Origin of the sequence: Gordonia sp. SMJS1 (assembly GCF_029866425.1) — a bacterium.
GTDB lineage: Bacteria > Actinomycetota > Actinomycetes > Mycobacteriales > Mycobacteriaceae > Gordonia > Gordonia hongkongensis.
On record NZ_CP123381.1, the window covers coordinates 3,044,410 to 3,070,184 of the forward strand.

Consider the following 25,775-nt stretch of genomic DNA (forward strand, 5'->3'; position numbering starts at 1 on the left):
GCACACCGTTAGCGTGTTCGGGGTGACGCACACCCCGACGACCACCGCCACGACCACCGACGATCCCTCCGGGATCGGATCCCGCGTCGGCCACTACTACGTGCTCGACGGCTCGTATCAGGTCGGCCGCGAGAAGGTGCGTGAGTACGCACGCGCGGTCCAGGACTACCACGGCGCCCACTGGGAGCCCGAAGCCGCAGCCGCCCTTGGCTATTCCGGTCTCGTCGCGCCGCTCACCTTCACCTCCATCCCGGCGATGGCGGCGAACCGGGAGCTGTTCGAGAAGGTCATCGTCGGCTACGACACCTACGTCCAGACCGAGCAGGTCTTCGAGCAGCACCGCCCGATCGTCGCCGGCGACGAACTGACGACGGACGTGGAGCTGACGAGTGTCCGCCGGATCGCGGGCAAAGACCTGATCACCGTGACCAACACCATGACCGATGCCTCGGGCGAGCGTGTCCACACCATGCACACGACGGTCGTCGGGGTCACCGCCGACGAGGTCGACCCCGAGTTGAGCAGTGCGGTCCGCAAGGTGATGATGCACGACGTCAACATCTTCAGCCACGACGAAGCGGCGGAGCGATACGTGCGGACGGTCCGTCCCGACGCTGACGTCCGCACCGCTGACGACAGCGGGCGCACCTCGGGCGCACGGAACTTCGACGAGTTGAACGTCGGCGACGAACTGCCTCTGCACACGATCAGGTTGTCGCGCGGCGATCTGGTCAACTACGGCGGTGTCGCGGGCGACGCGAACCCCATCCATTGGGACGAGACGAGCGCGAAACTGGCCGGCCTGCCCGATGTCATCGCGCACGGCATGCTGACCATGGGGCTCGGGGCCGCTTTCGTGTCGTCGTGGTCGGGCGACCCGGGTGCCGTCACCCGCTACGCGGTGCGCCTGTCCCAGCCCGCTGTCGTGTCCGGCGCCGAGGGCGGCGAGATCGAGTACAGCGGGCGGATCAAGTCGCTCGATCCGGCGACCCGGACGGGCGTCGTGATCGTGGTGGCCAAGTCGGGCGGCCGCAAGATCTTCGGTCTCGCCACACTGAATATCCGCTTCTCGTGACCCCGGGGGGTCAGTACTCCCCTTTGATGACAAAGTACGACCTGAGACAGCGTAAAGCCCCCGACCGCGGTCGGGGGCTTTATCGATGCAGCGCGACGCTCACTCGAGGACGAACACCGGGATCTGCCGATCGGTCTTCGTCTGGTACTCGGCGTAGGGCGGGAAGGCGGCGACGGCCAGCTCCCACCAGTGATCGCGCTCCTCGCCGTCACTCAGCTCGCGCGCGGTCAATTCCTTCACCTCGGTACCGTCCTGCGCGGTGACCTGGGGGTTCGCCTTCACGTTGTGGTACCACGCCGGATGCTCGGGCGCGCCGCCCTTCGAGGCGACCATGAGGTACTTGCCGTTCTCTTCCACGCGCATCAGCGGGACGTAGCGCTTCTTGCCCGACTTCGCGCCGGTCGTGGTGAACAGGACGATCGGGCGGTCCATCACGGTCACACCGTCGGTCGTGCCCTGCTCCAGAATCTTCTCGGTCTGCTCGCGGACCCAGCCTTCAGGACTCAACTCTGCATTAGCACTCATGGTGGGCGGAACACCACGGGCGGGCCGGGTATTCCCCGCGGCGCCATCTGCGTCGTGACTCTTCGATACTGCGGCCGGACCTGACCTCGACCGTGAGATCTCACCGATGACCACACCATGCCGTGCTCTCGTACCGACGCCGGTCGGCACCGTGGCCGTCGACAGCGACGGGTCAGCCGTCACGCGCGTGGCCTGGCGAGTGGTCACCGACCTACCGGCCGACAATCGGACCACCGATCCCGTTCTCGCAGAGGCAATTCGACAGATCCGCGCCTACTTCGCCGGTGAACTGACCGAGTTCGACCTGCCCGTCGATCTCGATCGAATGTCGGACGCCGCCCGGGCGTCCTGTCGACGCTGCACCGGACGGTCGCCCACGGCGACACGGTCACCTACGGCGAACTCGCGGCGATGAGCGGCACGCGGGTCTCTGCGCGCGGCGTCGGCACGATCATGGGGATCAATCCCCTGCCGTTGATCATCCCGTGTCATCGCGTCGTCGCCGGCGACGGACTCGGCGGCTACTCGGGCGGCGCGGACGGTCAGGGTCTGGCGACCAAACGCTGGCTGCTCGAGTTCGAGGGCGCTCTCCCGCCGACGCTGTTCTGATCAGGAGCCCAGCCGACTACGCCGACCCTGGGATCGATGTCGCATGCGACATCAATCCGTCTACGCGACCTCGATCGAAGTCGCATCAGCGGACCGATGTCGCACGCGACGTGAGTTCGTGATCCGGCATCCTCGAGCGTCGAGCGTCATGTGCGCGACGCCCCGGACAGATGTTCGACGACCAGCGACTGCAGCCTTGGAGCGTCCGAGCCGAGCCACAACGACAGGTGCGTTCCCTCGTCGACGGCTTCGAGGCGAGCATCGGGCAGCGTCTGCGCGGCATGGACACTCTGATCGAACGGGACGTCGGCGTCGGTTCGGGCGTGTATCGCCAGCACGGGTGCGGTCACCTCCGCGAGCGGTAGGTCGAGTTCGCGAAATTGGTCGAAGTCATTGTCGAAGCCAGCTTTTCGCGACCCCGACACGGTGTCGAACAGATCGATTGCCAGCGTGCGCTGGTCGTCATCGGCGATGATCTCCGCGGTGAGCGCCCTGATCTGTACACGCGACAGGTCTCCCTCACCGGACAGGAGTGTCGAGATGGCCGTGGACGGCGCCTTCGACGCGACCGTGGTCGCCAGCCACTCACCGAAACGGCTGAAGAGGAGTTTCTCCTCGGACAGTTCGAGTCGTCCACGCAGGCTGCTCCGCGGATCGAATCGGGTGCTGACCGCAGCGACCGCGACGATCGCGGACACCCGCTCGGGCAGCGCAGCCGCCAACGAGTAGGCGACGGGCCCGCCACCGGACCAGCACATCAGCCCGAAACGATCGATCCCCACCGAGTCCAGCACCGCCCTGACCAGTTCCGCCTGCGCGGCCGGATCTCGACTGTCGCCGCCCAAGGGCGTACCCAGGTAGCCCGGTCGGGAGACCGCGAGGACGCGATGCGCCCCGGCCAGGAAGCGCGTCATCGGGACCCCCTGGTCGCAGCCACCCGGGGACCCGTGCACGAACACCAGCGGCGGCCCGGATCCGACGTCGACATACTCGACCGGCCCGGTCGGCGTCTCGACGAGGCGCGGTTTCGTCGAGTGACTGTCCGAGTGAGCGAGCCCCATGGATGTACCTCCTCCGACGACCGTGGTGCGACGGTAACGCCGGCGCGGCGCCCGCGCGGCACAACGCGGTGAAACGGTGCGAACTGGTGAACCCCGAACGCGGCCGCACCTGAGTCATCCCGCCTATTTCGAGACTCTTTTTGCGACTATCAAGACCTTCAAACTTTATTTGGCACGAACATCTCGAATTACCGGCCCGTCTTTTGAGTCTGTCTCGATACTTCTGAGATACGCTGTCGCGGTGACAGCAGACGCAACACAGCCGTCGGGGATGGCCCTCGGTTACGCACGCGACTCCCCCGGTGCCCACGCGCTCGCGCCCCAGATCGACGCGCTCACCGATGCCGGGGTGGACCCCGCGCGGATCTACACCGATGCGACCGATCGCTCCGCGCCCGCGGGTCAGCGGCCCGGGATGGCCGCCCTCCTCGACTACGCGCGAGCCGGCGACACCACGGTGGTCGTCGGCATCGACCGCCTCGGCCGGAACGTTCGCGAGGTCATGGAGGTCGCGAACCAGATGGCCGGGCGCCGCATCGGACTGCGCTCGCTCCGCGAGGGAATCGACACCGCCGACCCGGCCGGAGCGATGATCGTCGCGGTGCTGGCGTCGCTGGCCGAACTCGACGACGACGCGCCGAGACGGTCGGACCGTTCCACGCCGAGAACCCTGCGTGGGTCCACGTCGGCGATCGGCCGGCCGCGGGCGCTCGATGCCGATCAGGTGGTGCGCGCCGAACAGATGCGCGCGCAGGGGGTTTCCGTACCCAGGATCGCGCAAGAGCTCGGGGTGAGCCGCGCGACCCTGTATCGCACCCTGGCCGAGAGGCGTTCGGTCCGTTGAAGAATCCCGACTCCGACCTCCCCGAACTCGACATCGTCACCGAGTACGGCGTCGTCACGCGCCTGCCCACCTCGTTCCCGATCTTCGACGCCGAACTCGACGAGCACCTCGATCCGGACCTGTTCCAGCAAGGTTTCGTCGATGCCGCGGCCGATCTCGGTGCGCTTCCCGCGCCGTGGGCGCGACAACTGGCGTCGTCGACGCTCGCGTGTCCGCCGGACCCCGACGACGAGGAACCGAGCTACACACGCGGCTATCGCGCCGCCCTCTACGGACACCTCCGGCACGCCGGAAAGTAAGCGCCGCAAAGGGTCTCGGCAACGAAGCCCGGAAGGTCGGACTTGCCGCATTCGAACCGCCGCCCCGGCAACGGATCTCGTGCGCTGACGTACTGGTCGTTGGCGAATCGTGATCACCTGGTGACGTCAACGCCCCTCGCGACATGCACGCTCGGTGCGACCATGGACCGAGTCGGGGATGCGGTTCGCGAACGCGGGCCGGGCGCAATGCCGCACGGGGGCAGGCGCCGCATGTCGGGCGGGTCAAGTCGGCGGGCCGCACTTTCGGACACTGCTAGGTGGTCGCGCCATGACCCGATCGACGAACATCAACAGCCGTGCGCCGGGTGGAGACGACCCCACCGCACGCGAACTGGAAGCCCTGCGAACGGAATTGGACGGGATCGACGACCGTCTGCTCGAAGACGTGCGGGCCCGGATCGAGGTCTGCACACGCATCGCGGAACTCAAACGACGGCACGCCATCCCGGTGATGCAGCCGCGCCGGGTCGGCGCTGTACACGAACACGCCCACCGGTTCGCCATCGATCACGATCTGTCCACCGATTTCCTGCATGCCCTCTACGACCTCATGATCTCGGAGACCTGTCGGGTCGAGGATCTGATCGTCGGGACCGAGACGTCGCAGCGAGCGGGGCCGGATCGTGACCCCGCCCGACACCCGTCCGCCGTCGCGAGCGCGGACTGAGGTGGACCCGGTGCGCACACTGCTGATCGACAACTACGACTCGTTCACGTACAACCTGTACGCGTTGTTGACCCAGGTCAACCGCCGGGAGCCGGTCGTCGTCGCCAACGATGTGCCCTGGACGTCGGTGGACCTGACAGCTTTCGACAACGTCGTGGTCTCCCCCGGCCCGGGCCGTCCGGACTACCCCCGCGACTTCGGGATCAGCGCACGGGCGCTGACCGACAGCGGACTACCCGTGCTCGGGGTGTGCCTGGGCCACCAGGGCCTGTGCCATGTGTTCGGCAGCCCGGTGGTACGGGCCCCCGAACCGCGGCACGGACGACTCAGCGCCGTCCACCACGACGGCCGCGGCTTGTTCGCGGGACTGCCCTCCCCGTTCCGGGCGGTCAGGTATCACTCGCTGGCGGTGGTGGATGTCCCCGACGAGTTGGAGGAGCAGGCGTGGTCCGACGACGGCGTCCTGATGGCGGTGCGCCACCGGGTGTTGCCGATGTGGGGGGTGCAGTTCCATCCGGAGTCGATCTGCAGCGAGTACGGCCGGGAGCTGTTGGCCAACTTCGCGGCGGCCACACGGGTGCGAGCGCACCGCGGGGTCTCGGTCGGGGCGAGTCGGGCGTCGGCGACGACGGAGCGCCCGGCCAGTGAGGCGTCGACGAGTGAATCGGCGGGGAGTGAACCGACGGGGAATCGGCACGAGGAATACCGGGTCCGATCGGTTCGGGTGGACCACGTGGTGGACCCGAACAGCGTCTATGAACGACTGTTCGCCGGTGGCCCGAACAGCTATTGGCTCGACCGGTCGGCGGCCGAGGAGACCGACGGTCGCTACTCCGTCATGGGAGACTGCTCGGGCCCCCACGCCGAGTATGTGACCTACCGGGTCCCGGAAATGACTGTGCGAGTCGAACATTCGGACGGTACAGCGGAGGAGGTCCGCAGCACCTTCTTCGACTACCTCGACGCCCAGCTGCGGGCGCGTGCGGTGGCTGCGCAACCTGAGCTGCCGTTCGCGTTCTGTCTGGGGTACGTCGGCTATCTCGGCTACGAGCTCAAAGCGGACACCGGCGGCCAGCTGGCGCATGCCTCCGAGCAGGCCGACGCGGCGCTCGTGTTCGCCGACCGCGCGGTGGTGATCGACCACGGACACGGGTGTGCGTATGTGCTCGCACTAGAAGCAGTCGAGAGCCCGGATCCCGATGTCGCGACGTGGTTGGACGAGACGGCGTCGACCATTCGGGAGATGCGAACCGCCACACCCGCTCCGGCGACGACTCCCCCGCTGGTCCCGGCGCCCCACGAGGTGCCGATCGTGTTCCGCCACAACCGCCAGACGTACCTGAGGCTCATCGAGGACTGTCTGGCGGAGATCCGGTCCGGGGAGTCGTACGAGGTGTGTCTGACGAACTCGGCGACCGTGCACCGCAGCCTCGACCCCGTGTCCGGGTATTCGTGTCTGCGGGAGATCAGCCCGATGCCCTACAACGCCCTGCTGCAGTTCGCCGGGATGTCGGTGCTCAGCGCGTCGCCGGAACGGTTCTTGAAGATCGGTGCCGACGGGACGGTCGAGTCGAAGCCGATCAAGGGGACACGGCCGCGGTCGGCCGATCCCACCGAGGACCACCACTTGCGATCCGCGCTACGGGCGAGCGAGAAGGACCGGTCGGAGAACCTGATGATCGTGGACCTCGTCCGCAACGACCTGTCGCGTGTCTGCGTCCCGGGGTCGGTGCATGTGCCGTCACTGTTCGACATCGAGACCTACGCACCCGTGCATCAAATGGTGTCGACCGTGCGGGGGACGCTGCGGAACGGGGTGTCGGCGGTCGACTGTGTGCGGGCGGCCTTTCCCGGCGGTTCGATGACCGGCGCACCGAAGATCCGCACGATGGAGATCATCGACAAACTCGAGGCGGGTCCGCGGGGCGTGTACTCGGGGGCGATCGGCTTCTTCTCGCTCACCGGAACCGCTGACCTGTCGATCGTGATCCGCACGATGGTGGCGACCGGTTCCGAGGTGACCTTCGGCGTCGGCGGTGCGATCGTCGCGCTGTCGCATCCGGACGAGGAGTTCGAGGAGACGATGGTCAAGGCCCTGACCATGCGACGCTGCCTGTCCGTCGCCGAGGAGAGCGACTCGTGACCGAATCGGCCGGCCCCGGTGCGCGGTCGGTGGTCGTGGCCGGCGGAGCAGGGGCGGTGGGATCCATGTTCGCGGACCGGTGGCGCAGCGGCGGCGACCTCGTACACATCCTGGACGCCACCTCCGGCGACGACATCCGTGCCCCCGGCCCAGAGGCGACCGCGCGGGTGCGCGCGGCGGACATCGTGGTCCTCGCGGTGCCGGAGAATGTCGCCGTCGCCTCGCTGGGGACGGTGCGATCACTGATGCGCCCGACCGCGATGCTGGTGGAGACGCTGTCGGTGAAGACCCGGTTCGCGGCGGCCGTCGGCGGACTGGACGAGAGCCGTTGCGCCACAACGGGCCCGGCCGTCGGCGTGAACCCGATGTTCGCCCCGTCCCTCGGTCTGCCCGGCCGCGCGATTGCGGTGGTCGTCCATCGCGACGGACCCGGCGTGGACCGCCTGATCGACGACCTGGCGAGGTGGGGCGCTCGCGTGCAGGTCACCACCGCCGATCGGCACGACCGCCTGTGCGCCGCGGTGCAGGCCCTCACCCATGCGACCATCCTGTCGTTCGGGGTCGCGCTCGCCGATCTCGGCGTCGAGGCCGACGAGGCGGCGACACTGGCCACCCCGCCGTTCATGACGATGTCGGCGATGCTGGCGCGCGTCGCCGGTGGGACACCGGAGGTGTACCGGGACGTGCAGTCGTCGAACCCGTGCGCGTCGACGGCCCGGGATGCGTTGGCGCGTGCGGTGTCCCGGGTCTCCGCCACCTGCGACAGCGACACCGACGAGTTCACGGCGCTGCTCGCCCGGGCCGGAGCGCCGCTGGGCGATCGCGGCAGCGAGTATGCCGGGCTGTGCGCGCAACTGTTCGCCGGGTTGGCGTCGTGACCGGCACGCTGCCCGACCACGACGCCGCCGACCCGGTGGAGACGGCGGTGATCCGTGGGCTGGTGCGCAGCTGGTCGCGGCGGGCCACGGTGCGCCGCACCGAGCCCGAACTCGACGGCCCGACCATGGACGATCTCTACGACGACGATTGCGTCGACTATCCCGAGACACTGCTCCCCTTCGCCGGACATCCGGGATGGAACGGGCTCGACGAGGACCGCCGGTCCCGGGTCCGGGCGTGGGGGTGGATCGCATACAACAAGAACGTCGTCGACATCGAACAAGACGTGGTCACACCCGGTTTCGGCTTGCTGTTCCGGGATGCCTTCGGCACTGGGTTCTCCGACGCCGGGAGGGCGGCGGTCGTCCAGTCGATGGTCGACGAGGAGTACCACACGCTGATGCATCTGAACGCTTCCGCGCTGACCCGCCGCCGGCGTGCCTGGACGCTCCCGGATGCCACACTGCCCGAGTCGTTGATGGTGCGCCGCCATCGGGCTGCGCTCGCACGTGCGGAGTCGGCACGAGCCGCGGCGCTCACGACCCTGGCATACGCGACGGTCGCCGAGACCTCCATCGGGGACTACCTCACGTTGATCGCCGAGGATCGGACGATCCAACCGGTTCACCAAGCCACCGTCGCCCTGCATCGCCGCGACGAGCGCGCGCACGGCTCGGTCGCCGGCGAGATGATCGCGATGGTCCACGACCGGCTCGGCCCGGACGACCGGCTCGTCCTGGCGCATGCGCTGCGCGACGGCGTCGACGCGTTCACGGCGACCGACAGCGCCGCCTGGTCGGCCATCCTCGCCGCCGAGCGGATCCCGGACGGCGCCACGATGCTGCGCGAGTCCGCAGAGGATCCCGATAGACGACGAGTCCTGCAGGATTGCAGTGCGGTCGACCGGCTACTCGCCCGGTTCGGCGCCCTGGGTTGACCTGCGCCGGTGATCGTCGGGTGGGCGGCTACGGTGGTGACCGTGAACGAGCCCGACAGCCCGCGAGTGGCGACACCGGCCGACGCGGCGACCATGGCCGAACTGCTCGACGCCTTCAACCGCGAGTACGGCGAACCGTCTCCCGGACCGGCCGCCCTGGCCGATCGACTGACCGATTTACTCTCGCGCAGTTCGACTTTCGCGATCGTGGCCGGCGACCCGATCACCTCGCTGGGCCTGGTGACCATCCGGACAAACGTCTGGGTCGACGGCGGCATCGCCCTGCTCGACGAGATGTACACCACGCCCGCCCAACGCAGCCGCGGACTCGGTGGTGCCGTCCTCACCGCCGCGGTTGCCGAGGCGGCGCGACGGGGCGCCGGGGAATTCGAGATCGAGGTCGACGAACCCGACGTCGACGCGCACCGCTTCTATGCCCGGCACGAATTCCCGCTGCGCGACCCCGAGACCGGCGATCGGGCGTTCGTTCTCCGCAAGGAGCTGACCGCTCCGTAATCCGATGGAATCCCGCCCGTGCCAGTAAGGTACGGGCGTGGTTCAGCTGACAGTGGGAAGCCATCGCGACAACGCGACGACCGACGTCCTCCTCACCGCGGAGAAGTTCAATCGGCACACCTTCTGGTGCGGCCAGAGCGGCTCCGGGAAGACCTACGCGCTCGGGGTGGTTCTCGAACAGCTGCTGCTCCGGACCCGACTCCCGTTGCTGATCCTCGATCCGAACGCGGATTTCACCCGGTTGCCCGAGACACGGGGTACCGCGGACCCCGCCGCCGCGGATGCGATCGCGGCATCCGACATCCGGGTCCTGCATTCGACGCGACGTGACGGACCGCAATTGCGGACGCGATTCCTGACCCTGCCCCTGGCCGCGAAGGCCGCGGTCCTGCAGCTGGATCCGATCGCCGACGCCGACGAGTACAACGTCCTGCTGCACGCCGACGCCACACTCACCGAAACATCGGACCAGACCACCTACCTCGACGCGCTACGCAGTTCCGCCGACCCCGGACATCAGCGGCTGGCCAAGCGTATCGAGAATCTGCAGGTCCTCGACTGGGCACTCTGGGCGCGGGGTGACCTCGCGGCGACCGACGTCATCGACGAGCGACCCCAGGCGACCGTGCTCGACCTGGGTGGGTTCGCCCACCCAGCGGAACCGAAGGTCGCCGCCCTCAGTGTGCTCGAACACCTCTGGGCCCACCGCGACGAGCGGCGCCCGATACTCATCGTGATCGACGAGGCCCACAACATCTGCCCACCGCAGGCCACCAGCGCGGTCGAGCAGGCGCTGATCGACCGGGTCGTGCAGATCGCCGCCGAGGGCCGCAAATTCGGCCTCTGGCTGCTGCTGTCAACCCAGCGGCCGACCAAGATCCACCCCAATGTCCTGTCCCAGTGCGACAACCTGTGCCTGATGCGGATGAACGCCCCACGCGATCTCGCCGAGCTGGCCGACACCTTCGGCTTCGTACCCGAACACCTCCTGGCGGAGTCGCCCGGGTTCCGCCAGGGTGAGGCACTCCTCGCCGGTGGGTTCATCACCGCGCCCACGTACACGCAGATGGGTGCCCGGATCACCGAGGAAGGCGGCGCCGACGTCGCGGTGCCGCTGGTCGTGTGAGCGGTCGATGGTTCCGAGAACAAAACCCCGGTGAGCGACGCTCACCGGGGTTTTCTGTCGGGCTGACAGGATTTGAACCTGCGACCACTTGACCCCCAGTCAAGTGCGCTACCAAACTGCGCCACAGCCCGTTGCTCCCTGGAGAAGCGGAGCGATGTAAAGCCTAGCCGACGAGCACGGTTCCGAACCAATCGCCTGGTCAGGCCTCATTTCGGGCCGGTGGCCAGATGTAGTGCGTCGTTGCTTCTGCCGCCACGAAGCGCTACATCTGACACCGGCTGCTAGACGGTCGAACGCTTCTTGAAGAAGATCCACCCGGCGGTCACCAGAACGGCACCCACGAGGGAGCCGATGATGCCACTCGGGCGGAGCTCGAGGCCGTCGCCCGAGAGCAGGCTGATGAGCAGTCCGCCGACGAAGGAGCCGACGATGCCGGCCACCAGGGCGAGACCCCAGTCGACGGTGCGCAGGTTCTTGCCGCCGAGGAGGATCTGCGCCAGGGCGCCGATGACCATGCCGAAAACGATGATTGCCAGGATGAGCACGAGACGCAGTATCTCACAGCAGGTGTCGTGCGCCACCGGCACGCGACACATCCACCGGAGATGGGCAGGTCCGCCACCTGCGCGGTGGCGGACCTGCCCAACGGTGGTGGAGTCGCCGGACGGTGATCAGCGTTTGCGGCGCTGCTCCCGCTTGTCGCGGACGCGGACGTTGATCCGGACGGGCGAACCGTCGAAGTTGAATTCCTCGCGCAAGCGCCGCTCCAGGAACCGGCGATAGCCCGCCTCGAGGAAGCCGGTGGTGAACAGCACGAAGGTCGGCGGCCGCACCGAGGCCTGGGTCGCGAACATCACGCGCGGCTGCCGGCCACCGCGCAGCGGCGGCGGATTGGCGGCGATGACGTCCTTGAGCCAGTTGTTCAGCGGGCCGGTCGAGATGCGCTTGTCCCATGAGTCGAGCGCGGATTCCAGTGCGGGGACCAACTTCTGGACGGCCCGGCCGGTCGACGCCGAGATGTTCACCCGACGCGCCCATGGCACGCGGGCCAGCTCGCGGTCGATCTCCTTGTCCAGCTGGTACCGGCGGTCCTCGTCGACGAGATCCCATTTGTTGAACGCGATCACGAGGGCGCGGCCGCTCTCGATGATGAGCGACAGCACCCGCAGATCCTGTTCGGTGATCGGTTCCGACGCGTCGATCAGCAGGATCGCCACCTCGGCCGCGTCGAGCGCCGACCGCGTCCGCAACGACGCGTAGTACTCGTGGCCGCTCGCGGTCCGCACCTTGCGGCGCAGACCGGCGGTGTCGACGAAGTTCCAGGTCTTGCCGCCCAGTTCGACGAGTTCGTCGACCGGATCCACGGTTGTCCCGGCGACATTGTCGACCACCGACCGCTCGGTGCCGGTGAGCTTGTTCAGCAGCGAACTCTTGCCGACGTTCGGCTTGCCCACCAGGGCGACGCGACGCGGGCCACCGAGAGTCGGTGCCTCCCGCGGGGTCTCGGGCAGCTTGTCCAGGATGATGTCGAGCAGATCACCGGCGCCGCGGCCGTGTGCGGCCGACACCGGATACGGCTCACCGAGTCCCAGCGACCACAGCGATGCGGTGTCGGACTCGAGTCGCTCGCTGTCGACCTTGTTGGCACACAGGATGACCGGGGTCTTCGAGCGTCGCAGGACCCGTGCGACAGCCTCGTCGGTCGCGGTCGCGCCGACCGTGGCGTCGACGACGACGACGATCGCGTCGGCGGTGCGCATCGCCAGCTCGGCCTGCGCGGCGACGGCCTGCTGCAGGCCCTTCGCGTCGGGTTCCCAACCACCGGTGTCGACGACGGTGAACCGCCGGCCCGACCACGACGCCGCGTACGACACCCGGTCCCGGGTGACGCCGGGGATGTCCTCGACCACGGCTTCACGACGCCCCAGGATGCGGTTGACGAGCGTCGACTTGCCGACGTTCGGCCGCCCGACGATCGCGACCACCGGCATGTGTTCGACACCGGACGCGTCGTCGGCTCCCCCGACATCGGTCAGTTGCCAGTCGGATTCGTCCGACCAGGTGCCGTCGCCGGGTAGCGCCGCGAGGTCGTTCGAGTAGTCGTCACTCACCGTTCCACTGCTCCGATCCGGGTCGCGACGAGGCCGCTCAGTTCCGCGAGCACCTCGTCGAGGGTCTTGTCGCTGGTGTCGACGACGGTCGCGTCGTCGGCCGCGCGCAACGGCGAGACCTTGCGTGTCGAGTCGAGATGGTCGCGGCGGTTCACGCTCGCCAGCACCGCGTCGTAGTCGCTGTCGCGACCGCCGGCGAGATTCTGCTTGTGCCGGCGCTCGGCCCGCGCCTCGGGTGTCGCGGTGAGGAAGATCTTGACGTCGGCGTCGGGGAACACCACGGTCCCGATGTCGCGCCCCTCCACGACCACGAACCGGCCCTGCGCATTCTGCTGTTGCAGCGCAACCAGTTTGGTGCGCACCTCGGGTACCGCCGAGACCGCGGAGACGGCGCTGGTGACGTGGTCGGTGCGGATCGGCCCGGAGACGTCGCGCCCGTCGAGGAAGACCTTGGCGCCGTCCCCATCGGGGACCAACTCGATGGCGACGTCGGCGACCACGCGGGCGATTCCGGCCGGATCATCCAGCGCGACACCGGCATCGAGAACGGCGAGAGTCACTGCGCGGTACATCGCGCCGGTGTCGAGATAGCTGGCGCCGACCTCGGCGGCCAGGAGTTTGGACACCGAGGACTTGCCCGTACCGGCCGGACCGTCGATCGCCACGACATGCGTGGTCCCGCCGGCGGACTCCGAAGCTCCGTCGCTCACAGGCCGACCGCCCTGTACAGTCCACCGACCTCGTCGTTGCCGAGGACGCGCAGGCTGCCCGGGCGCTGCTCACCCAACGCGACCGAACCGACATGGGTGCGAACCAGTTTGACGACAGGGAAGCCGACCTCGTCCATCATGCGCCGCACCACGCGGTTGCGACCCTCGTGGAGGGTGATCCGCACCAGCGACTGGCCCTCGTGGACCTCGATCACGGTGAACTTGTCGACCGTCACCGGGCCGTCGTCGAGTTCGACGCCCTCGCGCATGCGACGTCCGATCCCGCGGGGCACCTCGCCCTTGAGCGTGGCGAGGTAGGTCTTGGGCACCTCGAAGGACGGGTGCATCAACCGGTGCGCGAGTTCACCGTCGTTGGTCAGCAGCAGCAGACCCTCGGTGTCGGCGTCGAGGCGGCCGACGTGGAACAGACGCTGACCGGCCATGACCCGCTCGGCGACCACATCACCGACGCAGGGACGGCCCTGGTCGTCGGACATCGTCGACTGCCAGCCCTTGGGTTTGTTGAAGGCGAGGTACTGCCGGGTCTCGTCCATGATCACGCGGGCACCGTCGACGCGGATGATCGCGGTGTCCGGGTCGATGCGCAGCCCCTGCTCGGTGACGATCTCCCCGTCGACCTCGACACGACCCGCCGCGATCAGTTCCTCGGCGCCGCGGCGCGAGGCCACCCCCGCCTGGGCGAGCACCTTCTGCAGGCGGACGCCGTCTTCGACGTAGTTGGCGCCGGCACCCTCGCCGTGCTCAGGCGTCTGGTGCCGCGCCGGTCGGGCGTTGTTCAGCCGGATCCGGCCCACTTCGGCGTTCGGCTTCGACGACCCCTTGCGGTGGGTCTTCTTGGTTCGCGGCTGTTGTGCGGGCGCGCCCTTGCGGCGTTTTCCCGGTGAGCCATCTCGGCCAGCGGATGCCATGTTCTCTCAGTCCTGTGAGTCGGTGGTGGTGCCACCGTCGATGATCAGTTCATTCGAGTCTGACGGTTGGGTGGACAGTTTGGCGAATCGGGGATCCGAGAGCAGCTCCTCGTCGAGGTCGTCGATCAGGTCGACGTCCGGCAGCAGGGGCGCCAGATCGGGCAGTTCCGACAGTGACGCCAGCCCGAGCCGTTCCAGGAAGAGTTCGGTGGTGGCATAGGTCGTCGCGTTCGTGGTCGGTTCGCTGCCGACCTCGTTGATCAGTCCGCGAGCGACGAGGGTGCGGATCACGCCGTCGACGTTGACGCCGCGGATGGCGCTCACCCGTGCCCGGGTGACCGGTTGCCGGTAGGCGATGACCGCCAGCGTCTCGAGCGCCGCCCGCGTGAGCTTCGACCGCGCGCCGTCGAGCAGCAGCCGCTCCACGTAGGGGGCGTACTCCGCCCGGGTGTAGTAACGCCAGCCGTCGCCGGCGAAGCGCAGATCGATGCCGCTGCCCGACGCCGTGAGCTCCGACGACATGGCGTTGAGTGTCTCCCGGACCCGCGTGCGGTCCTGGTCGACGGCGTTCGCGAGTTCTTCGGTGGTGACCGGGGTGTCCACGACGAGCAGCACCGCCTCCAGGGCGGAACGGAGTCGCGCGTCGTCGAGGTACTCCCCTTCGCCCTGCAGAGTGGTCTGCTCGGGTTCGGCCGGTCCCGGGTCCTCTCCCTCGGCTACGCCGGTCGGGCCGTGGTGGTCGACCTCAGGAGCGTGATCAGTCATCCGTAGTCCTCTGCCTTGTCGATGCGCAGGTCGTCGGCACCGCGCTCCCCCGTCCACATCACCGCGAGATCGCCGAGTGCCTCGGGTTGTTCGAAGGTGATGGCCTGCTCCCGGAACAACTCGAGCAGGCCGAGGAAGCTACCGACGATCTCCAGCACGTTCTCGCAGTCCGCGGTCAGCTCGCCGAAGGTCAGCCATGTGCCCGGTACCGCACTGAGGAGAGATGCCATCCGACGTGCCTGGCCCGGAACCGACACCTTCTGGACGTCGTGCAGATGGTCGAGGCCGACGGTGGGCACCGGACGCGGCGTCAGCCCCGCCGCGGCGACCTGCGCGAAGCCGTTGGCGTCGACACCGAGGGTGACCTCCGGCAGCAGATCCTCGAAGCGCTTCTCGAGCGACACCGCGCGTGGGTAGCGCTGCAGGGCGGCGGCCTCGAGTTCGCCGAACAGGGCGGCGACCTGCTTGTAGGCGCGGTACTGCAGCAACCGCGCGAACAACAGGTCCCGGGCTTCGAGGAGTGCGAGGTCCTCCGGATCATCGACCTCGCCGGAGGGCAGCAGGCGAGCCGCCTTGAGATCCAGCAGCGTCGCCGCGACGACGAGGAATTCGGTCGTCTGGTCGAGCCCCATCTCCGGGCCGAGTGCGCGGGTGTAGGCGATGAAGTCGTCGGTCACCTCGTGCAGCGCCACCTCGGTCACATCGAGGCGGTGCTGCGAGATCAGGTTCAGCAGCAGGTCGAACGGACCCTCGAAGTTGCGCAGCTTGACCCGGAAACCGGACTCCTCGGCACCGACCTCGGACGACGCTTCCGCCGCGCTCGAAGCATCTTCGGGCACAACCGAATCGGACGCGCCGGGTTCGGATACGGCGGTTTCGGACACGGCGGGTTCGGGGACTGCCTGGTCGGTGCCGGTCGTCATGCGGGCGTGACGTTGCGGGCGATCACCTCGCGTGCGAGCGCCCGGTACGCCTTCGCGCCGGCCGACCGCGGCGCCCACGATGTGATCGGTTCCCCGGCGACGCTGGTCTCCGGGAACCGGACGGTGCGGGCGATGACGGTGTCGTAGACCGCGTCGCCGAACACCTCGACGACGCGGGCCATCACCTCACGGGAGTGCAGTGTGCGGGCGTCGAACATGGTGACCAGGATGCCGCCGAGGTCCAGGCGCGGGTTGAGCCGGTCGCGCACCTTGTTGATCGTGTCGGTGAGCAGAGCCAGCCCGCGCAGGCTGAAGTACTCGCACTCCATCGGGATGAGCACGGTGTCGGCGCAGGCCAGCGCGTTGACAGTGAGCAGACCCAGCGACGGCTGGCAGTCGATGAGGACGACGTCGTAGCGGTCGAGCACGGGATGCAGTGCCCGGCCGAGCGACTGCTCGCGACCCACCTCGGTCACCAGCTGGATCTCCGCGGCCGACAGGTCGATGTTGCTGGGCAGCAGGTCGAGACCGTCGACGCGGGTCCGCATCAGGACCTCGTCGGTGGCCACCTGCGGCGGTACGAGGAGGTTGTAGACGGTCTGTTCCAGCTCGTGATGCGGCACACCGAGTCCCGCGGACAGCGCACCCTGCGGGTCGAGGTCGACGAGCAGGACCCGACGACCGTATTCGGCAAGCGCAGCACCGAGATTGATGGTCGACGTCGTCTTGCCGACGCCGCCCTTCTGATTGCAGACCGCGATCACCGTGGCGGGTCCGTGACGGTCCAGCGGAGCGGGCTCGGGTACGTCGCGATACGGCCGCCCGGTGGGGCCGATCTCGTCGGCATCGTGCTCGGCCTCGTCGGTGTCGTTTCCGGGCGACACCTGGATGCTGTACTGATCTCCCGGACGGGCGCCAGACCCTCCCGGACGGGCGCCAGACAGGGGTGCGCTCGGAGTGGTCACGTGTCCGCCGCTCCCTTCGCTGTTCGATGCCGCTTCTCGGTAGTTCAGTTGTCCGTCCACGGCCGAGCCTCGTATCAGCCTAGGACATCTCCCCGGTCATCCCGGCGTCGGCGCGCCCGGGGGATCCGCGGGGTCAACGCGCCCTCGGATGGGCGACGGCATAGACCTCCCGCATCGTGTTGACCGTCACGAGCGTGTACACCTGCGTGGTGGTGACCGAGGCGTGGCCCAGGAGTTCCTGCACGACGCGGACGTCGGCGCCGCCGTCGAGCAGATGGGTCGCGAAGCTGTGCCGGAGGGTGTGCGGCGAGACCGCCTTGTCGAGGCCGGCGCGCTCGGCCGCGGTGACGAGCACCTGCCAGGCGCTCTGCCGCGAGAGCCGCCCGCCGCGCGCGTTCAGGAACACCGCGGGCGTCGCCCGTGACACCAGCGCGGGTCGCCCGCGGACGAGGTACGCCTCGAGTGCCTGGACGGCGGGCCCGCCGAGCGGCACGAGACGCTCTTTGCCGCCCTTGCCCCGGAGGCGAACCGCGCGCATGTCGTCGAGATCGAGATCGTCGAGATCGAGGGAGGTGGCCTCGGAGATCCGCGCCCCGCAGCTGTAGAGGAACTCCAGCAGCGCGCGGTCCCGCAACCCGCGCGGATGGTCCTCGACGCCGGCCGAATCGAGAATGGCGAGCACCTCGTCGACCGGCAGGGATTTCGGCAGGCGCCGCGCCGCGCGCGGGGGCCGCACATCGTGCGCGACGTCGGTCGGCACGATCCCCTCATCCACCGCGAACTTGTGAAAACGCCTGGTGGCGACCAGGGTTCGCGCGATCGAACTGTCGGCGAGCGGAGCGAACCCCGCCTCGGCGTCACCGCGACGGAGTTCGACGAGGAACTCGCGGATGTCCTCTTTGGTCACGGCGTCGAGTGACGGGATCCCCCGCCGGTCGAGATACCCGCGATACCTCTCGAGATCGCGCCGGTAGGACGACACCGTGTTGGCCGCCGCACCCCGCTCCACCGTCAGGTGATCGAGGTAGCGCGCGATGTCGGCGGCCAGGGTCACGACCGGCGGCCCCGATCGTCGGCACGTCGGTTCCGTAACGCGGTCGGCTCGTCCGGCCACGGGGCGTCGACGCCGCGGAGGCCGGCCGTCGACCCGCCGGCTGCGGCCGCGGCCAGGATGCCGGCCACGCTCGTCGCGTTGACGATCTCCCCCGACAACACCTTCGCGACGGCGTCGTCGAGCGGCACCCACTCGATCGACATGTCGGCTTCCTCGTCGACGCGTTCGGCCGCGTCGAGATTGTGCAGCCCCTCGGCGAGATACAACCGCAGCGCCTCGTCGGTGAAGCCGGGTGACAGCGCGAGGTCGACCAGGACATGCCATGAGTCGGCGGCGAGGTCGGCCTCTTCGGCCAGCTCGCGCTGTGCGGCGGCCAGGGGTTCTTCGTCGGCCTGATCGAGCAACCCGGCGGGCAACTCGAGCAGACGTCGGCCGATGGGGTGACGGTACTGCCGCACCATCGCCACCCGGCCGGCATCGTCGCGCGCCAGGATCGCGACGGCCCCGAAATGTTCGACGACCTCACGCTCGGCGACGCGCCCGCCCGGCATCTCGACGTCGTCGACCCGGAGGGTGATGATCGCGCCGTCGTAGACGGTGCGGCTGTCCTTGACCTCGAAGTCGTGGCCCAACGCGGTCAGTCCCTGCCGGCAGGGTCGTCGAGGACTGCCTCGCCCAGCCCGGCGACCGGTTCCACCGTGACCGCGTTGACGGCGGCCACCGCGTCCGCGGGAGCGTCGTTCGACTCGTAGTCGTCGCCGAGGTCGACCGGAAGACGTTCGGCCGCCTTGTACTTCAGGGCCGCCTCGATGAACGAACGGAACAGCGGATGCGGGCGGGTCGGCCGGCTCTTGAGCTCCGGGTGTGCTTGCGTGGCAACCAGATACGGGTGCACCGACTTGGGGTACTCGACGAATTCGACGAGGTGCCCATCGGGCGAGGTACCCGAGAACACGAGCCCGGAGTCGGCGATCTTGTCGCGGTAGGCGTTGTTGACCTCGAAGCGATGACGGTGACGTTCGGACACCTCCCGCGTCCCGTAGGCCTCGGCGACGACGGACCCGGCCTTCAGCACGGCGTCGTAGGCACCGAGTCGCATGGTGCCGCCCAGGTCGGCGTCGCCGGCCACGGCGTCGGCCTGATCGGCCATCGTCGAGATCACCGGGTGCGGGGTTTCTGGGTCGAACTCGGTCGAGCTGGCCTCGTCGAGGCCGACCGAGCGCGCCGCCTCGATGACCACACATTGCAGCCCGAGGCACAAGCCCAGCAGCGGGATCCCGCGCCGCCGTGCGTACGAGATGGCACCGACCTTGCCCTCGATGCCGCGGATGCCGAAGCCGCCGGGGATCAGGATCGCGTCGACGTCGCCGAGGGCGGCCTGCGCGCCGGCCGGGGTGGCGCACTCATCCGAGGGCACCCACTTGATCTCGGTACGCGCCTTCCAGGCGAAGCCACCGGCGCGGATGGCCTCGGTCACCGACAGGTAGGCGTCGGGGAGATCGACGTACTTGCCGACCAGCGCGACGCGGACGGTTTCGCGCGGCTCGTGCACGCGGCGCAGGAGCTCGCCCCACACCGTCCAGTCGACGTCGCGGAACGGCAGACCCAGCTTGCGGACCACGTAGGCGTCGAGGTGCTCGCTGTGGAGCACCTTCGGGATGTCGTAGATCGACGGGGCGTCGGGGGTGGAGATCACGCCGTCGAGTTCGACGTCGCACATGAGCGCGATCTTCTTCTTGAGCCCTTCGGGCACGTCGCGGTCGCAGCGCAGGATCAGCGCGTCGGGCTGGATGCCGACGTTGCGCAGCGCGGCGACCGAGTGCTGGGTCGGCTTGGTCTTGAGTTCCCCCGACGGCGCGAGGTAGGGCACGAGCGAGACGTGCAGGAAGAAGACATTGTCGCGGCCGACGTCGTGGCGCACCTGTCGCGCGGCCTCGATGAACGGCAGCGACTCGATGTCGCCGACCGTGCCACCGATCTCGGTGATGACCACATCGGGCACTTCACCGCCGGCGTCGGGTTCGGCCATGGCCAGCACGCGCGACTTGAGCTCGTCGGTGATGTGCGGGATGACCTGAACGGTTTCACCGAGGTACTCGCCGCGGCGTTCCTTGGCGATGACCGACGAATACACCTGTCCGGTGGTCACATTCGCCGACTGCGAGAGATTGCGGTCGAGGAAACGCTCGTAATGTCCGACGTCGAGATCGGTCTCGGCGCCGTCCTCGGTCACGAACACCTCACCGTGCTGGAACGGATTCATGGTGCCCGGATCGACGTTCAGATACGGATCGAGCTTCTGCATGGTGACCCGCAGGCCCCGCGAGGTGAGAAGCTGACCCAGGCTGGAGGCCGTCAGGCCCTTGCCCAGCGAAGAGGCGACGCCACCGGTCACAAAGATGTGCTTGGTGTCGTGTACATGGCGAAGTGGTCGCAAAAGAAGTGTCTCCCGTCGGCCGAATCGGGGCCGATGCCCTGATTACCTACGGGACTCCAGGGTAACACCACCGACGCCCGACGCCGCACCGCCACACCGTCGACGGGTGTGGCGGTGCTCGCGTGCGGTGGCGGACTCGATCTCAGGCGGCCGGTCGTCCGTCGGCACCGACGGTGATCGCGGTCGCGCCCGGGCCGGTGCCGTAGGAGCCGGTCGTCCCGTCGGCCTCGGCGGCCAGGGCGAGGATCGTCGTGATGAGACCCGTCGGCTGGTCGATGTTGTCGACGGTCGAGACCGCGTTGGCCAGCGACGGATCCGAGCGGACGATGGCGATCGGCGACCCGCCCGCCGCGGAGCCGGTGCGTCCGACCAGTACCCCGCCGACCCCGCGTGCCGACAGCGTGGCGGCCAGGCGGCCGACCAGCGTGCCCTGCGCACCGGAGTCCGGACCGAACTCGTCACCGGTCACCACCACCACCAGATCGGTCGGGGTGATCGCGTTGTCGGCGTAGTCGATGAACCCACCGTCGCGCAGTGTCGCCAGCCCGGTCCGACGGTCCCCGGACGACGCCGGTCGCGCTGTCTCGTTCGACAGCACGAGGGCCCCGAGCAGGTCCCCGACCCGGCCCCCGGAATCGGTCAGTTCCGCGCGCAGCATCGTGCCCGGCGGAATGGTCTGGTCGACGATCGTCCGCAGTTCCTCGGACTTGCCGTCGGTGAGCAGTGCGTCGGTCAAACCGATCTGTCCGCCGAATCGGGCACCGGCACCCGAGATCGATTCTTTGACCGCATCGACATCGGCATCCGCCGCGTTCGGTGCGGTGACCACCAGCACGGACTGCCCCTTGAGCTTGTTCGCGATCAGCCGGGGTGTGATGGCGAGGTCGAAGCTGTTGGAGGCGTTGAGCTTTGCGTTGAGATCGTCGCGCTCGCTCTCCAGGTCGCCGATGCGGTCACGACTCGTGCCGGTCATCGAGTTGACGCGGTCCCCGACGAATCCCGAACCCAGGAACAGTCCCAGGGCGAGCGCGAGGAAGACCGCGACCAGCGAGATCGCATGCTGTCGTAGCGAGATCATCGGCTACCGGTTCCAGACCTCTCGAGCCCAGTCGAGCAGCGCATTCCACTGCACGACGATCCAGTCGGTGATGTCGGTGCCCGCGTTCGACAGCAGCACGGCGGCGATGACGGCGACGAGTGCCGCGAGCACGACACACGCGATCGCGGCACCGGACACCCGACTGCGGTAGAGCGTGGCGACCGCCTTCGCGTCGACGAGCTTCTGGCCCACCTTCAGTCGGGTCAGGAACATCGACGGATTGCTCTCCCGGCGCGACCGGTCGAAGAAGTCGTCGAGCGATCCCGGGTAGCCGACGGTGACGATCAGGTCGGCGCCGTGGTAGTCGGTGAGCAGCAACGCGAGGTCGCCGGCCGACCCGGCGGCCGGGAACGTGGTGGCCCCGATGCCGAGGTCCTGAATGCGTTCGAGCCCGGTCGCATGTCCGTCGGTGTCGGCCGGAAGCACCAGCTGTGCACCGGATTTCAGCGTCGGAGTCTTCATGGTCTCGGGATCGCCGACGATGATCGACGGCTTGTACCCGGCCTTCATCAGCGTGTCCGCACCGGCTCCGACGCCCACCATGACGGGCTGGTACTCCTTGATGAACGGCTTCAGCGAGCGGAGGTCGGCAGCCCGGTCGGCACCTTCGCCGACGATGACGACGTGACGGCCTGCGACGTCGACGTCGATCTCCGGCACACCGACCCCGTCGATCAGCAGCGGCGACTCGCTGCGGATGAACTCGATCGTGTTGCCCGAGAACGCCTCGAGATGATCGACGAGGCCCGCCTTGGCACCGATCATGATGTCGGCGATGTCGCGCTCCTCGAGTTCGGTACCGAGGGCGAGTCGCCGTTCGCCGACGAGGAGCCGGTCGTTGTGGACCCGCACCTTGGCACCGTCCTTGACCCGCTTGAAGATCTCCGGACCCACATCGTCGAGCAGCACGATGCCGGAGGCCACCAGGACCTCGGGTCCGAGGTTGGGGTAGCGGCCGGTGATCGACCGCGAGGCGTTGACCACGGCCACGACGTTGGCCTCGACGAGCGCGTCGGCGGTCACCCGGTCGAGGTCGACCTCGTCGAGGATGGCGATGTCGCCCGGCCCGACGCGGTTGAGCAGCCGTTTCGTGTTCTTGTCGATTCTGGCGATACCGGTCACGCCAGGCAGTTCTTCGGTGTTACGCGCGAGCAGTGCAGGCATCTTCATGACGGCCATGATCGGCCGAAGGCACGCCTCAGCCGGGGAGGCGCGCCGTAACAGCAGCAACTTTTGTCACACACGCATCATGTGTTTCACCGTCCGCGGTGCTCAGTCGGCGGCGCGCTCCGCCTCCGCGGTGGCCAGCAGTTCCTCGGCATGGGCGCGCCCGGTGTCGGACTCCCCCAAGCCCGCGAGCATGCGGGCCAACTCCGCCACTCGCTCGCTGCGATCGAGCGTGCGCACACTGCTGGTGACGAGCGCCCCCTTCTTGCTCTTGCCGATGACCAGGTGGTTGTCGGCGAACGCCGCGACCTGAGGGAGGTGGGTCACCACGATCACCTGGTGTGCTCGTGCCAGCCTCGACAACCGCTTCCCGATCTCCACGGCCGCGCGACCACCGACCCCGGCGTCGACCTCGTCGAAGACCATCACCGATCCCGAGGTGGGTGCGGCGAGGACGACTTCGAGGGCGAGCATGACCCGCGAGAGTTCGCCGCCCGACGCCGATTTCGCGATGGGCAGCGGCGTGGCGCCGGGATGGGCGAGAAGTGCGAACTCGACCTTGTCCGCTCCGTCGGCGCCGGCGTGGGCGGCGGTGCCCGCGACGCTGACGGCCAGCCGGTCGTCGGGCGTCGCCGCATCCGGGCTGACCGCGACCGCCAGCGCCGAGTCCCCCATGGCCAGTCCCTTGAGCTCGCGAGACACCTTGTCGGCCATCGACTTCGCGGCCTTCGACCGCAGCGTGTGCAACTTGTCCGCCGCGGCCTGCACCTTGTCCCGGGCCGCCGTCGCGGCGACCTCGAGCTCCTCGATGGAGGCCCGTGGGTCCTCGATCTCCGCGAGCCTGGCCTCGGCCTTGTGGCGCCAGTCGATCACTCCGTCGACATCCGGCGCGTACTTGCGGACGAGCGTCTTCAGCTCGGCCTGACGGGCGAGCAACTTGTCGAGCTCCTCGGCGTCGGCGGGTAGGCCCGACGTGAAGGCGGTCAGTTCGGCGCCGACATCGGTGATGACGGTGAGCGCCTCGGCGACGCGCGGGACGAGATCACGCAGCGTGTCGTCGGCCGCGGTCTCCAGCAGCGTGCGCACTGTTCCGAGTCCTTCGATGACCGACGATCCCGAATCCCCGGCGACGATGGCGTGCGCCTGGTCGGCGGCACCACGGATGGACTCCAGGTCGGAGAGCCGACGGATCGTCGCGGTCAGCTCCTCGTCCTCGCCGGGCACCGGATCGACCGCGGCGATCTCGTCGATGCCGAACCGCAGCCGGTCGGCTTCCTGCGCGAGTTCCCGGTAGTTGGAGCGCCGGGCGTCGAGTTCGTCGAGGACCTCGACCCAGGCCGTTCGTGCCTTCCGGTATGAGTCCAGCGCCGCAGCCGCCTTCGGGCCGGCGAACGTGTCGAGTGCCGCGCGCTGGTGTTCGGGGCGGAGGAGCCGCAACTGGTCGTTCTGGCCGTGGATGGCCAGGACCGCCGTGGTGAGTTGGCCCATGACGCCCACCGGAACGGACCGGCCGCCCAGATGGGCGCGGGATCGTCCGTCGGCGCTGACCGACCGGACCGCGATGACGGTGTCGTCGTCGTCGAGTTCGGCTCCGGTGGAGTCCAGGATGTCGGCGACGACCGGATCCCGGTGCGCTCCGCCGTTGTTCGCGAGCCGGAACCGGCCCTCGACGACTGCCTTGGGGCTGCCGGTCCGGACGCGCGTCGCGTCGGCACGGGCACCGGACAGCAGGTGCAGGCTGGTGACGATCATCGTCTTGCCCGCTCCGGTCTCGCCGGTGAGCACCGTGAATCCCGGATGGAAGCGCGCCTGCGCCTCCTCGATGACACCGAGACCGGAGATCGAGATCTCTTCGAGCACGACTATGCCTGCCTCCCTCGCCATCCCGTGACCGGGAGGGCGAACTTGGTGACCAGTCGGTCGGCGAAGGGGTCGGAATCGATCCGGATCCAACGCACCGACCGTTCGCTGCGCACCACCTCGACCCGCGCTCCCGCGGGCACGTCGAGTGCGCGTCGGCCGTCGCACAGCGCCAGCGCGGACCGCCCGTTCTTGTCCACCTCCACCGCGATCCGCGATCGCGGACTCGTCACCATCGGCCGGGCGAACAGGGCGTGGGCGTTGTTCGGCACGACCAGGATGGCCTCGAGGTCGGGCCACATCACCGGCCCGCCGGCGGAGAACGCGTAGGCCGTCGACCCGGTCGGTGACGACACCAGCACTCCGTCGGCGCCGAAGGCCGAGACCGGCCGGCCGTCGACCTCGGTCACGAGCTCGAGGACACCGTTGTTGCTCGTGTTCAGGACCGCGACCTCGTTGAGCGCCCAGCTGCACGCGGTCGGCGGATCCGGGTCGGCCGGGTCCACGATGGCGATGTCGAGGGTCATCCGCGGTTCGATGCGGTAGTCCCGGGCGATCAGCTGGATCATGACCTCGTCGACGCGATGCGCCTCGGCCTCGGCGAGGAAGCCGATGTGTCCGAGATTGATACCCAGGACCGGGACCTCGGCGGGATAGGCCAGCTCGGCGGCCCGGAGGAAGGTGCCGTCCCCGCCCAGGACGATGACGAGTTCGCAGCCCTCTGCCGTCGCGGACTCGGCCGTCGTGACCTCGACGACCGCGCCGAGCGACCGCAGGTATTCGGGGTCGACCGGTACGTTGCGGGGACGGGGCGACTCGCCCTCGTTGTTCCGGTACAGCACATCGTGATCGGGGGCGTCGCGGTCGAGGGTGTCGTGGTCGACCACGCGCAGCGCGACGTCGGCGGCCGCGCAGTGGCGCGCGATCGCCTCGATGGTCTCGAGCACGTTCTCGCGTCCGGTGTGGGCGACCACCAAGAACTCGCGGGCACCGGTGTGGTCCGGTGCCGGATCGTCGGTCACTGGTGATCCCCTCCATCGAAGTGCGGTCTGG

The 25,775-nt window shown here is 68.7% G+C and carries 27 protein-coding genes and 1 tRNA gene; 11 read left to right on the forward strand and 17 right to left on the reverse strand.

The window, feature by feature from the left end; all coding sequences use genetic code 11:
- Positions 1-22 precede the first annotated feature (22 nt).
- A complete protein-coding gene (locus QAD21_RS13985; RefSeq protein WP_137810029.1) occupies positions 23-1,075 on the forward strand; it encodes a fused (3R)-hydroxyacyl-ACP dehydratase subunits HadA/HadB in 1,053 nt (350 codons plus the stop codon).
- A 99-nt stretch (positions 1,076-1,174) separates the two neighbouring features.
- Here QAD21_RS13985 and QAD21_RS13990 read toward each other — a convergent pair whose 3' ends face one another.
- Positions 1,175-1,600, reverse strand: a complete 426-nt coding sequence (locus QAD21_RS13990) for a nitroreductase family deazaflavin-dependent oxidoreductase (protein ID WP_086536526.1) — start codon at positions 1,598-1,600, stop codon at positions 1,175-1,177.
- Between the two features lie 106 nt (positions 1,601-1,706).
- On the opposite strand from QAD21_RS13990, the gene QAD21_RS13995 reads away from it, so the two are divergent.
- Both QAD21_RS13995 and QAD21_RS14000 read left to right on the forward strand, forming a co-directional pair.
- The gene (locus tag QAD21_RS13995; protein ID WP_280359741.1) at positions 1,707-2,015 is read left to right on the forward strand and encodes a hypothetical protein; all 309 of its coding nucleotides are present in this window, start codon (positions 1,707-1,709) and stop codon (positions 2,013-2,015) included.
- Positions 2,012-2,209, forward strand: coding sequence for an MGMT family protein (locus QAD21_RS14000; protein WP_280359742.1), 198 nt, complete (start codon positions 2,012-2,014; stop codon positions 2,207-2,209). The genes QAD21_RS13995 and QAD21_RS14000 overlap by 4 nt, the downstream gene beginning before the upstream one ends.
- 146 nt (positions 2,210-2,355) lie before the next feature.
- On the opposite strand, the gene QAD21_RS14005 is transcribed toward QAD21_RS14000, so the two are convergent.
- On the reverse strand, positions 2,356-3,270 hold the full coding sequence (locus QAD21_RS14005; RefSeq protein ID WP_280359743.1) for an alpha/beta hydrolase: 915 nt from the start codon (positions 3,268-3,270) through the stop codon (positions 2,356-2,358).
- A 271-nt stretch (positions 3,271-3,541) separates the two neighbouring features.
- On the opposite strand from QAD21_RS14005, the gene QAD21_RS14010 reads away from it, so the two are divergent.
- The 8 genes from QAD21_RS14010 to QAD21_RS14045 all read left to right on the forward strand — a co-directional run bounded on the left by QAD21_RS14010 (position 3,542) and on the right by QAD21_RS14045 (position 10,702).
- Positions 3,542-4,114, forward strand: coding sequence for a recombinase family protein (locus tag QAD21_RS14010; RefSeq protein ID WP_065629821.1), 573 nt, complete (start codon positions 3,542-3,544; stop codon positions 4,112-4,114).
- On the forward strand, positions 4,111-4,413 hold the full coding sequence (locus QAD21_RS14015; RefSeq protein WP_065629820.1) for a hypothetical protein: 303 nt from the start codon (positions 4,111-4,113) through the stop codon (positions 4,411-4,413). The genes QAD21_RS14010 and QAD21_RS14015 overlap by 4 nt, the downstream gene beginning before the upstream one ends.
- A gap of 289 nt (positions 4,414-4,702) precedes the next feature.
- Complete coding sequence (locus QAD21_RS14020; RefSeq protein ID WP_065629819.1) at positions 4,703-5,101, forward strand: chorismate mutase family protein; 399 nt, start codon at positions 4,703-4,705, stop codon at positions 5,099-5,101.
- A gap of 1 nt (position 5,102) precedes the next feature.
- Positions 5,103-7,244, forward strand: a complete 2,142-nt coding sequence (pabB, locus tag QAD21_RS14025) for an aminodeoxychorismate synthase component I (protein WP_159370959.1) — start codon at positions 5,103-5,105, stop codon at positions 7,242-7,244.
- Positions 7,241-8,122, forward strand: coding sequence for a prephenate dehydrogenase dimerization domain-containing protein (locus tag QAD21_RS14030; protein WP_137810035.1), 882 nt, complete (start codon positions 7,241-7,243; stop codon positions 8,120-8,122). The genes pabB and QAD21_RS14030 overlap by 4 nt, the downstream gene beginning before the upstream one ends.
- Positions 8,119-9,060, forward strand: coding sequence for a diiron oxygenase (locus tag QAD21_RS14035; protein WP_068972169.1), 942 nt, complete (start codon positions 8,119-8,121; stop codon positions 9,058-9,060). Before QAD21_RS14030 ends, QAD21_RS14035 begins: the two co-directional genes overlap by 4 nt.
- 42 nt (positions 9,061-9,102) lie before the next feature.
- Complete coding sequence (locus QAD21_RS14040; RefSeq protein ID WP_083229477.1) at positions 9,103-9,576, forward strand: GNAT family N-acetyltransferase; 474 nt, start codon at positions 9,103-9,105, stop codon at positions 9,574-9,576.
- Between the two features lie 37 nt (positions 9,577-9,613).
- On the forward strand, positions 9,614-10,702 hold the full coding sequence (locus QAD21_RS14045; RefSeq protein WP_068972167.1) for an ATP-binding protein: 1,089 nt from the start codon (positions 9,614-9,616) through the stop codon (positions 10,700-10,702).
- A gap of 57 nt (positions 10,703-10,759) precedes the next feature.
- Here QAD21_RS14045 and QAD21_RS14050 read toward each other — a convergent pair.
- The 15 genes from QAD21_RS14050 to QAD21_RS14120 all read right to left on the reverse strand — a co-directional run bounded on the left by QAD21_RS14050 (position 10,760) and on the right by QAD21_RS14120 (position 25,744).
- A tRNA-Pro gene (locus tag QAD21_RS14050) sits at positions 10,760-10,833 on the reverse strand.
- Positions 10,834-10,983: 150 nt separating this feature from the next.
- On the reverse strand, positions 10,984-11,247 hold the full coding sequence (locus QAD21_RS14055; RefSeq protein ID WP_065629874.1) for a GlsB/YeaQ/YmgE family stress response membrane protein: 264 nt from the start codon (positions 11,245-11,247) through the stop codon (positions 10,984-10,986).
- 126 nt (positions 11,248-11,373) lie between these two features.
- On the reverse strand, positions 11,374-12,813 hold the full coding sequence (der, locus tag QAD21_RS14060) for a ribosome biogenesis GTPase Der (RefSeq protein WP_058253160.1): 1,440 nt from the start codon (positions 12,811-12,813) through the stop codon (positions 11,374-11,376).
- On the reverse strand, positions 12,810-13,523 hold the full coding sequence (gene cmk, locus QAD21_RS14065) for a (d)CMP kinase (protein WP_058253159.1): 714 nt from the start codon (positions 13,521-13,523) through the stop codon (positions 12,810-12,812). The genes der and cmk overlap by 4 nt, the downstream gene beginning before the upstream one ends.
- Positions 13,520-14,452, reverse strand: coding sequence for a pseudouridine synthase (locus QAD21_RS14070; protein WP_280359745.1), 933 nt, complete (start codon positions 14,450-14,452; stop codon positions 13,520-13,522). Before QAD21_RS14070 ends, cmk begins: the two co-directional genes overlap by 4 nt.
- 6 nt (positions 14,453-14,458) lie before the next feature.
- Positions 14,459-15,217 (reverse strand): SMC-Scp complex subunit ScpB, encoded by a 759-nt coding sequence (gene scpB, locus QAD21_RS14075; RefSeq protein WP_280359747.1) that lies wholly within the window; start codon positions 15,215-15,217, stop codon positions 14,459-14,461.
- Positions 15,214-16,140: a segregation/condensation protein A gene (locus QAD21_RS14080; RefSeq protein ID WP_083207271.1), complete on the reverse strand. Its 927-nt coding sequence runs from the start codon at positions 16,138-16,140 to the stop codon at positions 15,214-15,216. Before QAD21_RS14080 ends, scpB begins: the two co-directional genes overlap by 4 nt.
- On the reverse strand, positions 16,137-17,084 hold the full coding sequence (locus tag QAD21_RS14085; RefSeq protein WP_065629872.1) for a ParA family protein: 948 nt from the start codon (positions 17,082-17,084) through the stop codon (positions 16,137-16,139). The genes QAD21_RS14080 and QAD21_RS14085 overlap by 4 nt, the downstream gene beginning before the upstream one ends.
- Before the next feature lie 154 nt (positions 17,085-17,238).
- The gene (gene xerD, locus QAD21_RS14090; RefSeq protein WP_068972164.1) at positions 17,239-18,159 is read right to left on the reverse strand and encodes a site-specific tyrosine recombinase XerD; all 921 of its coding nucleotides are present in this window, start codon (positions 18,157-18,159) and stop codon (positions 17,239-17,241) included.
- Positions 18,156-18,791, reverse strand: coding sequence for an NUDIX hydrolase (locus QAD21_RS14095; protein ID WP_068972163.1), 636 nt, complete (start codon positions 18,789-18,791; stop codon positions 18,156-18,158). The genes xerD and QAD21_RS14095 overlap by 4 nt, the downstream gene beginning before the upstream one ends.
- A gap of 5 nt (positions 18,792-18,796) precedes the next feature.
- The gene (locus tag QAD21_RS14100) at positions 18,797-20,596 is read right to left on the reverse strand and encodes a CTP synthase (RefSeq protein WP_083229474.1); all 1,800 of its coding nucleotides are present in this window, start codon (positions 20,594-20,596) and stop codon (positions 18,797-18,799) included.
- 142 nt (positions 20,597-20,738) lie between these two features.
- The gene (locus QAD21_RS14105; protein WP_065629797.1) at positions 20,739-21,674 is read right to left on the reverse strand and encodes a copper transporter; all 936 of its coding nucleotides are present in this window, start codon (positions 21,672-21,674) and stop codon (positions 20,739-20,741) included.
- Between the two features lie 3 nt (positions 21,675-21,677).
- Positions 21,678-22,865 carry a putative cytokinetic ring protein SteA gene (gene steA / locus QAD21_RS14110; protein ID WP_058253215.1) on the reverse strand — a complete coding sequence of 396 codons (1,188 nt, stop codon included), beginning with the start codon at positions 22,863-22,865 and terminating at the stop codon, positions 21,678-21,680.
- A 102-nt stretch (positions 22,866-22,967) separates the two neighbouring features.
- On the reverse strand, positions 22,968-24,722 hold the full coding sequence (recN, locus tag QAD21_RS14115; RefSeq protein WP_068972161.1) for a DNA repair protein RecN: 1,755 nt from the start codon (positions 24,720-24,722) through the stop codon (positions 22,968-22,970).
- A 2-nt stretch (positions 24,723-24,724) separates the two neighbouring features.
- Entirely contained in the window at positions 24,725-25,744 is a 1,020-nt protein-coding gene (locus tag QAD21_RS14120; protein ID WP_137810048.1) for an NAD kinase, read from the reverse strand.
- Positions 25,745-25,775 lie beyond the last annotated feature (31 nt).

What these genes read in the sequence shown, in the direction of transcription:
- QAD21_RS13990 (WP_086536526.1), bottom strand. Translation starts at nt 1,600, where the DNA reads ATGAGTGCTAATGCAGAGTTGAGTCCTGAAGGCTGGGTCCGCGAGCAG.
- QAD21_RS13995 (WP_280359741.1), top strand. Translation starts at nt 1,707, where the DNA reads ATGACCACACCATGCCGTGCTCTCGTACCGACGCCGGTCGGCACCGTG.
- QAD21_RS14000 (WP_280359742.1), top strand. Translation starts at nt 2,012, where the DNA reads ATGAGCGGCACGCGGGTCTCTGCGCGCGGCGTCGGCACGATCATGGGG.
- QAD21_RS14005 (WP_280359743.1), bottom strand. Translation starts at nt 3,270, where the DNA reads ATGGGGCTCGCTCACTCGGACAGTCACTCGACGAAACCGCGCCTCGTC.
- QAD21_RS14010 (WP_065629821.1), top strand. Translation starts at nt 3,542, where the DNA reads ATGGCCCTCGGTTACGCACGCGACTCCCCCGGTGCCCACGCGCTCGCG.
- QAD21_RS14020 (WP_065629819.1), top strand. Translation starts at nt 4,703, where the DNA reads ATGACCCGATCGACGAACATCAACAGCCGTGCGCCGGGTGGAGACGAC.
- QAD21_RS14070 (WP_280359745.1), bottom strand. Translation starts at nt 14,452, where the DNA reads ATGGCATCCGCTGGCCGAGATGGCTCACCGGGAAAACGCCGCAAGGGC.
- scpB (WP_280359747.1), bottom strand. Translation starts at nt 15,217, where the DNA reads ATGACTGATCACGCTCCTGAGGTCGACCACCACGGCCCGACCGGCGTA.
- QAD21_RS14080 (WP_083207271.1), bottom strand. Translation starts at nt 16,140, where the DNA reads ATGACGACCGGCACCGACCAGGCAGTCCCCGAACCCGCCGTGTCCGAA.
- QAD21_RS14105 (WP_065629797.1), bottom strand. Translation starts at nt 21,674, where the DNA reads ATGATCTCGCTACGACAGCATGCGATCTCGCTGGTCGCGGTCTTCCTC.
- steA (WP_058253215.1), bottom strand. Translation starts at nt 22,865, where the DNA reads ATGAAGATGCCTGCACTGCTCGCGCGTAACACCGAAGAACTGCCTGGC.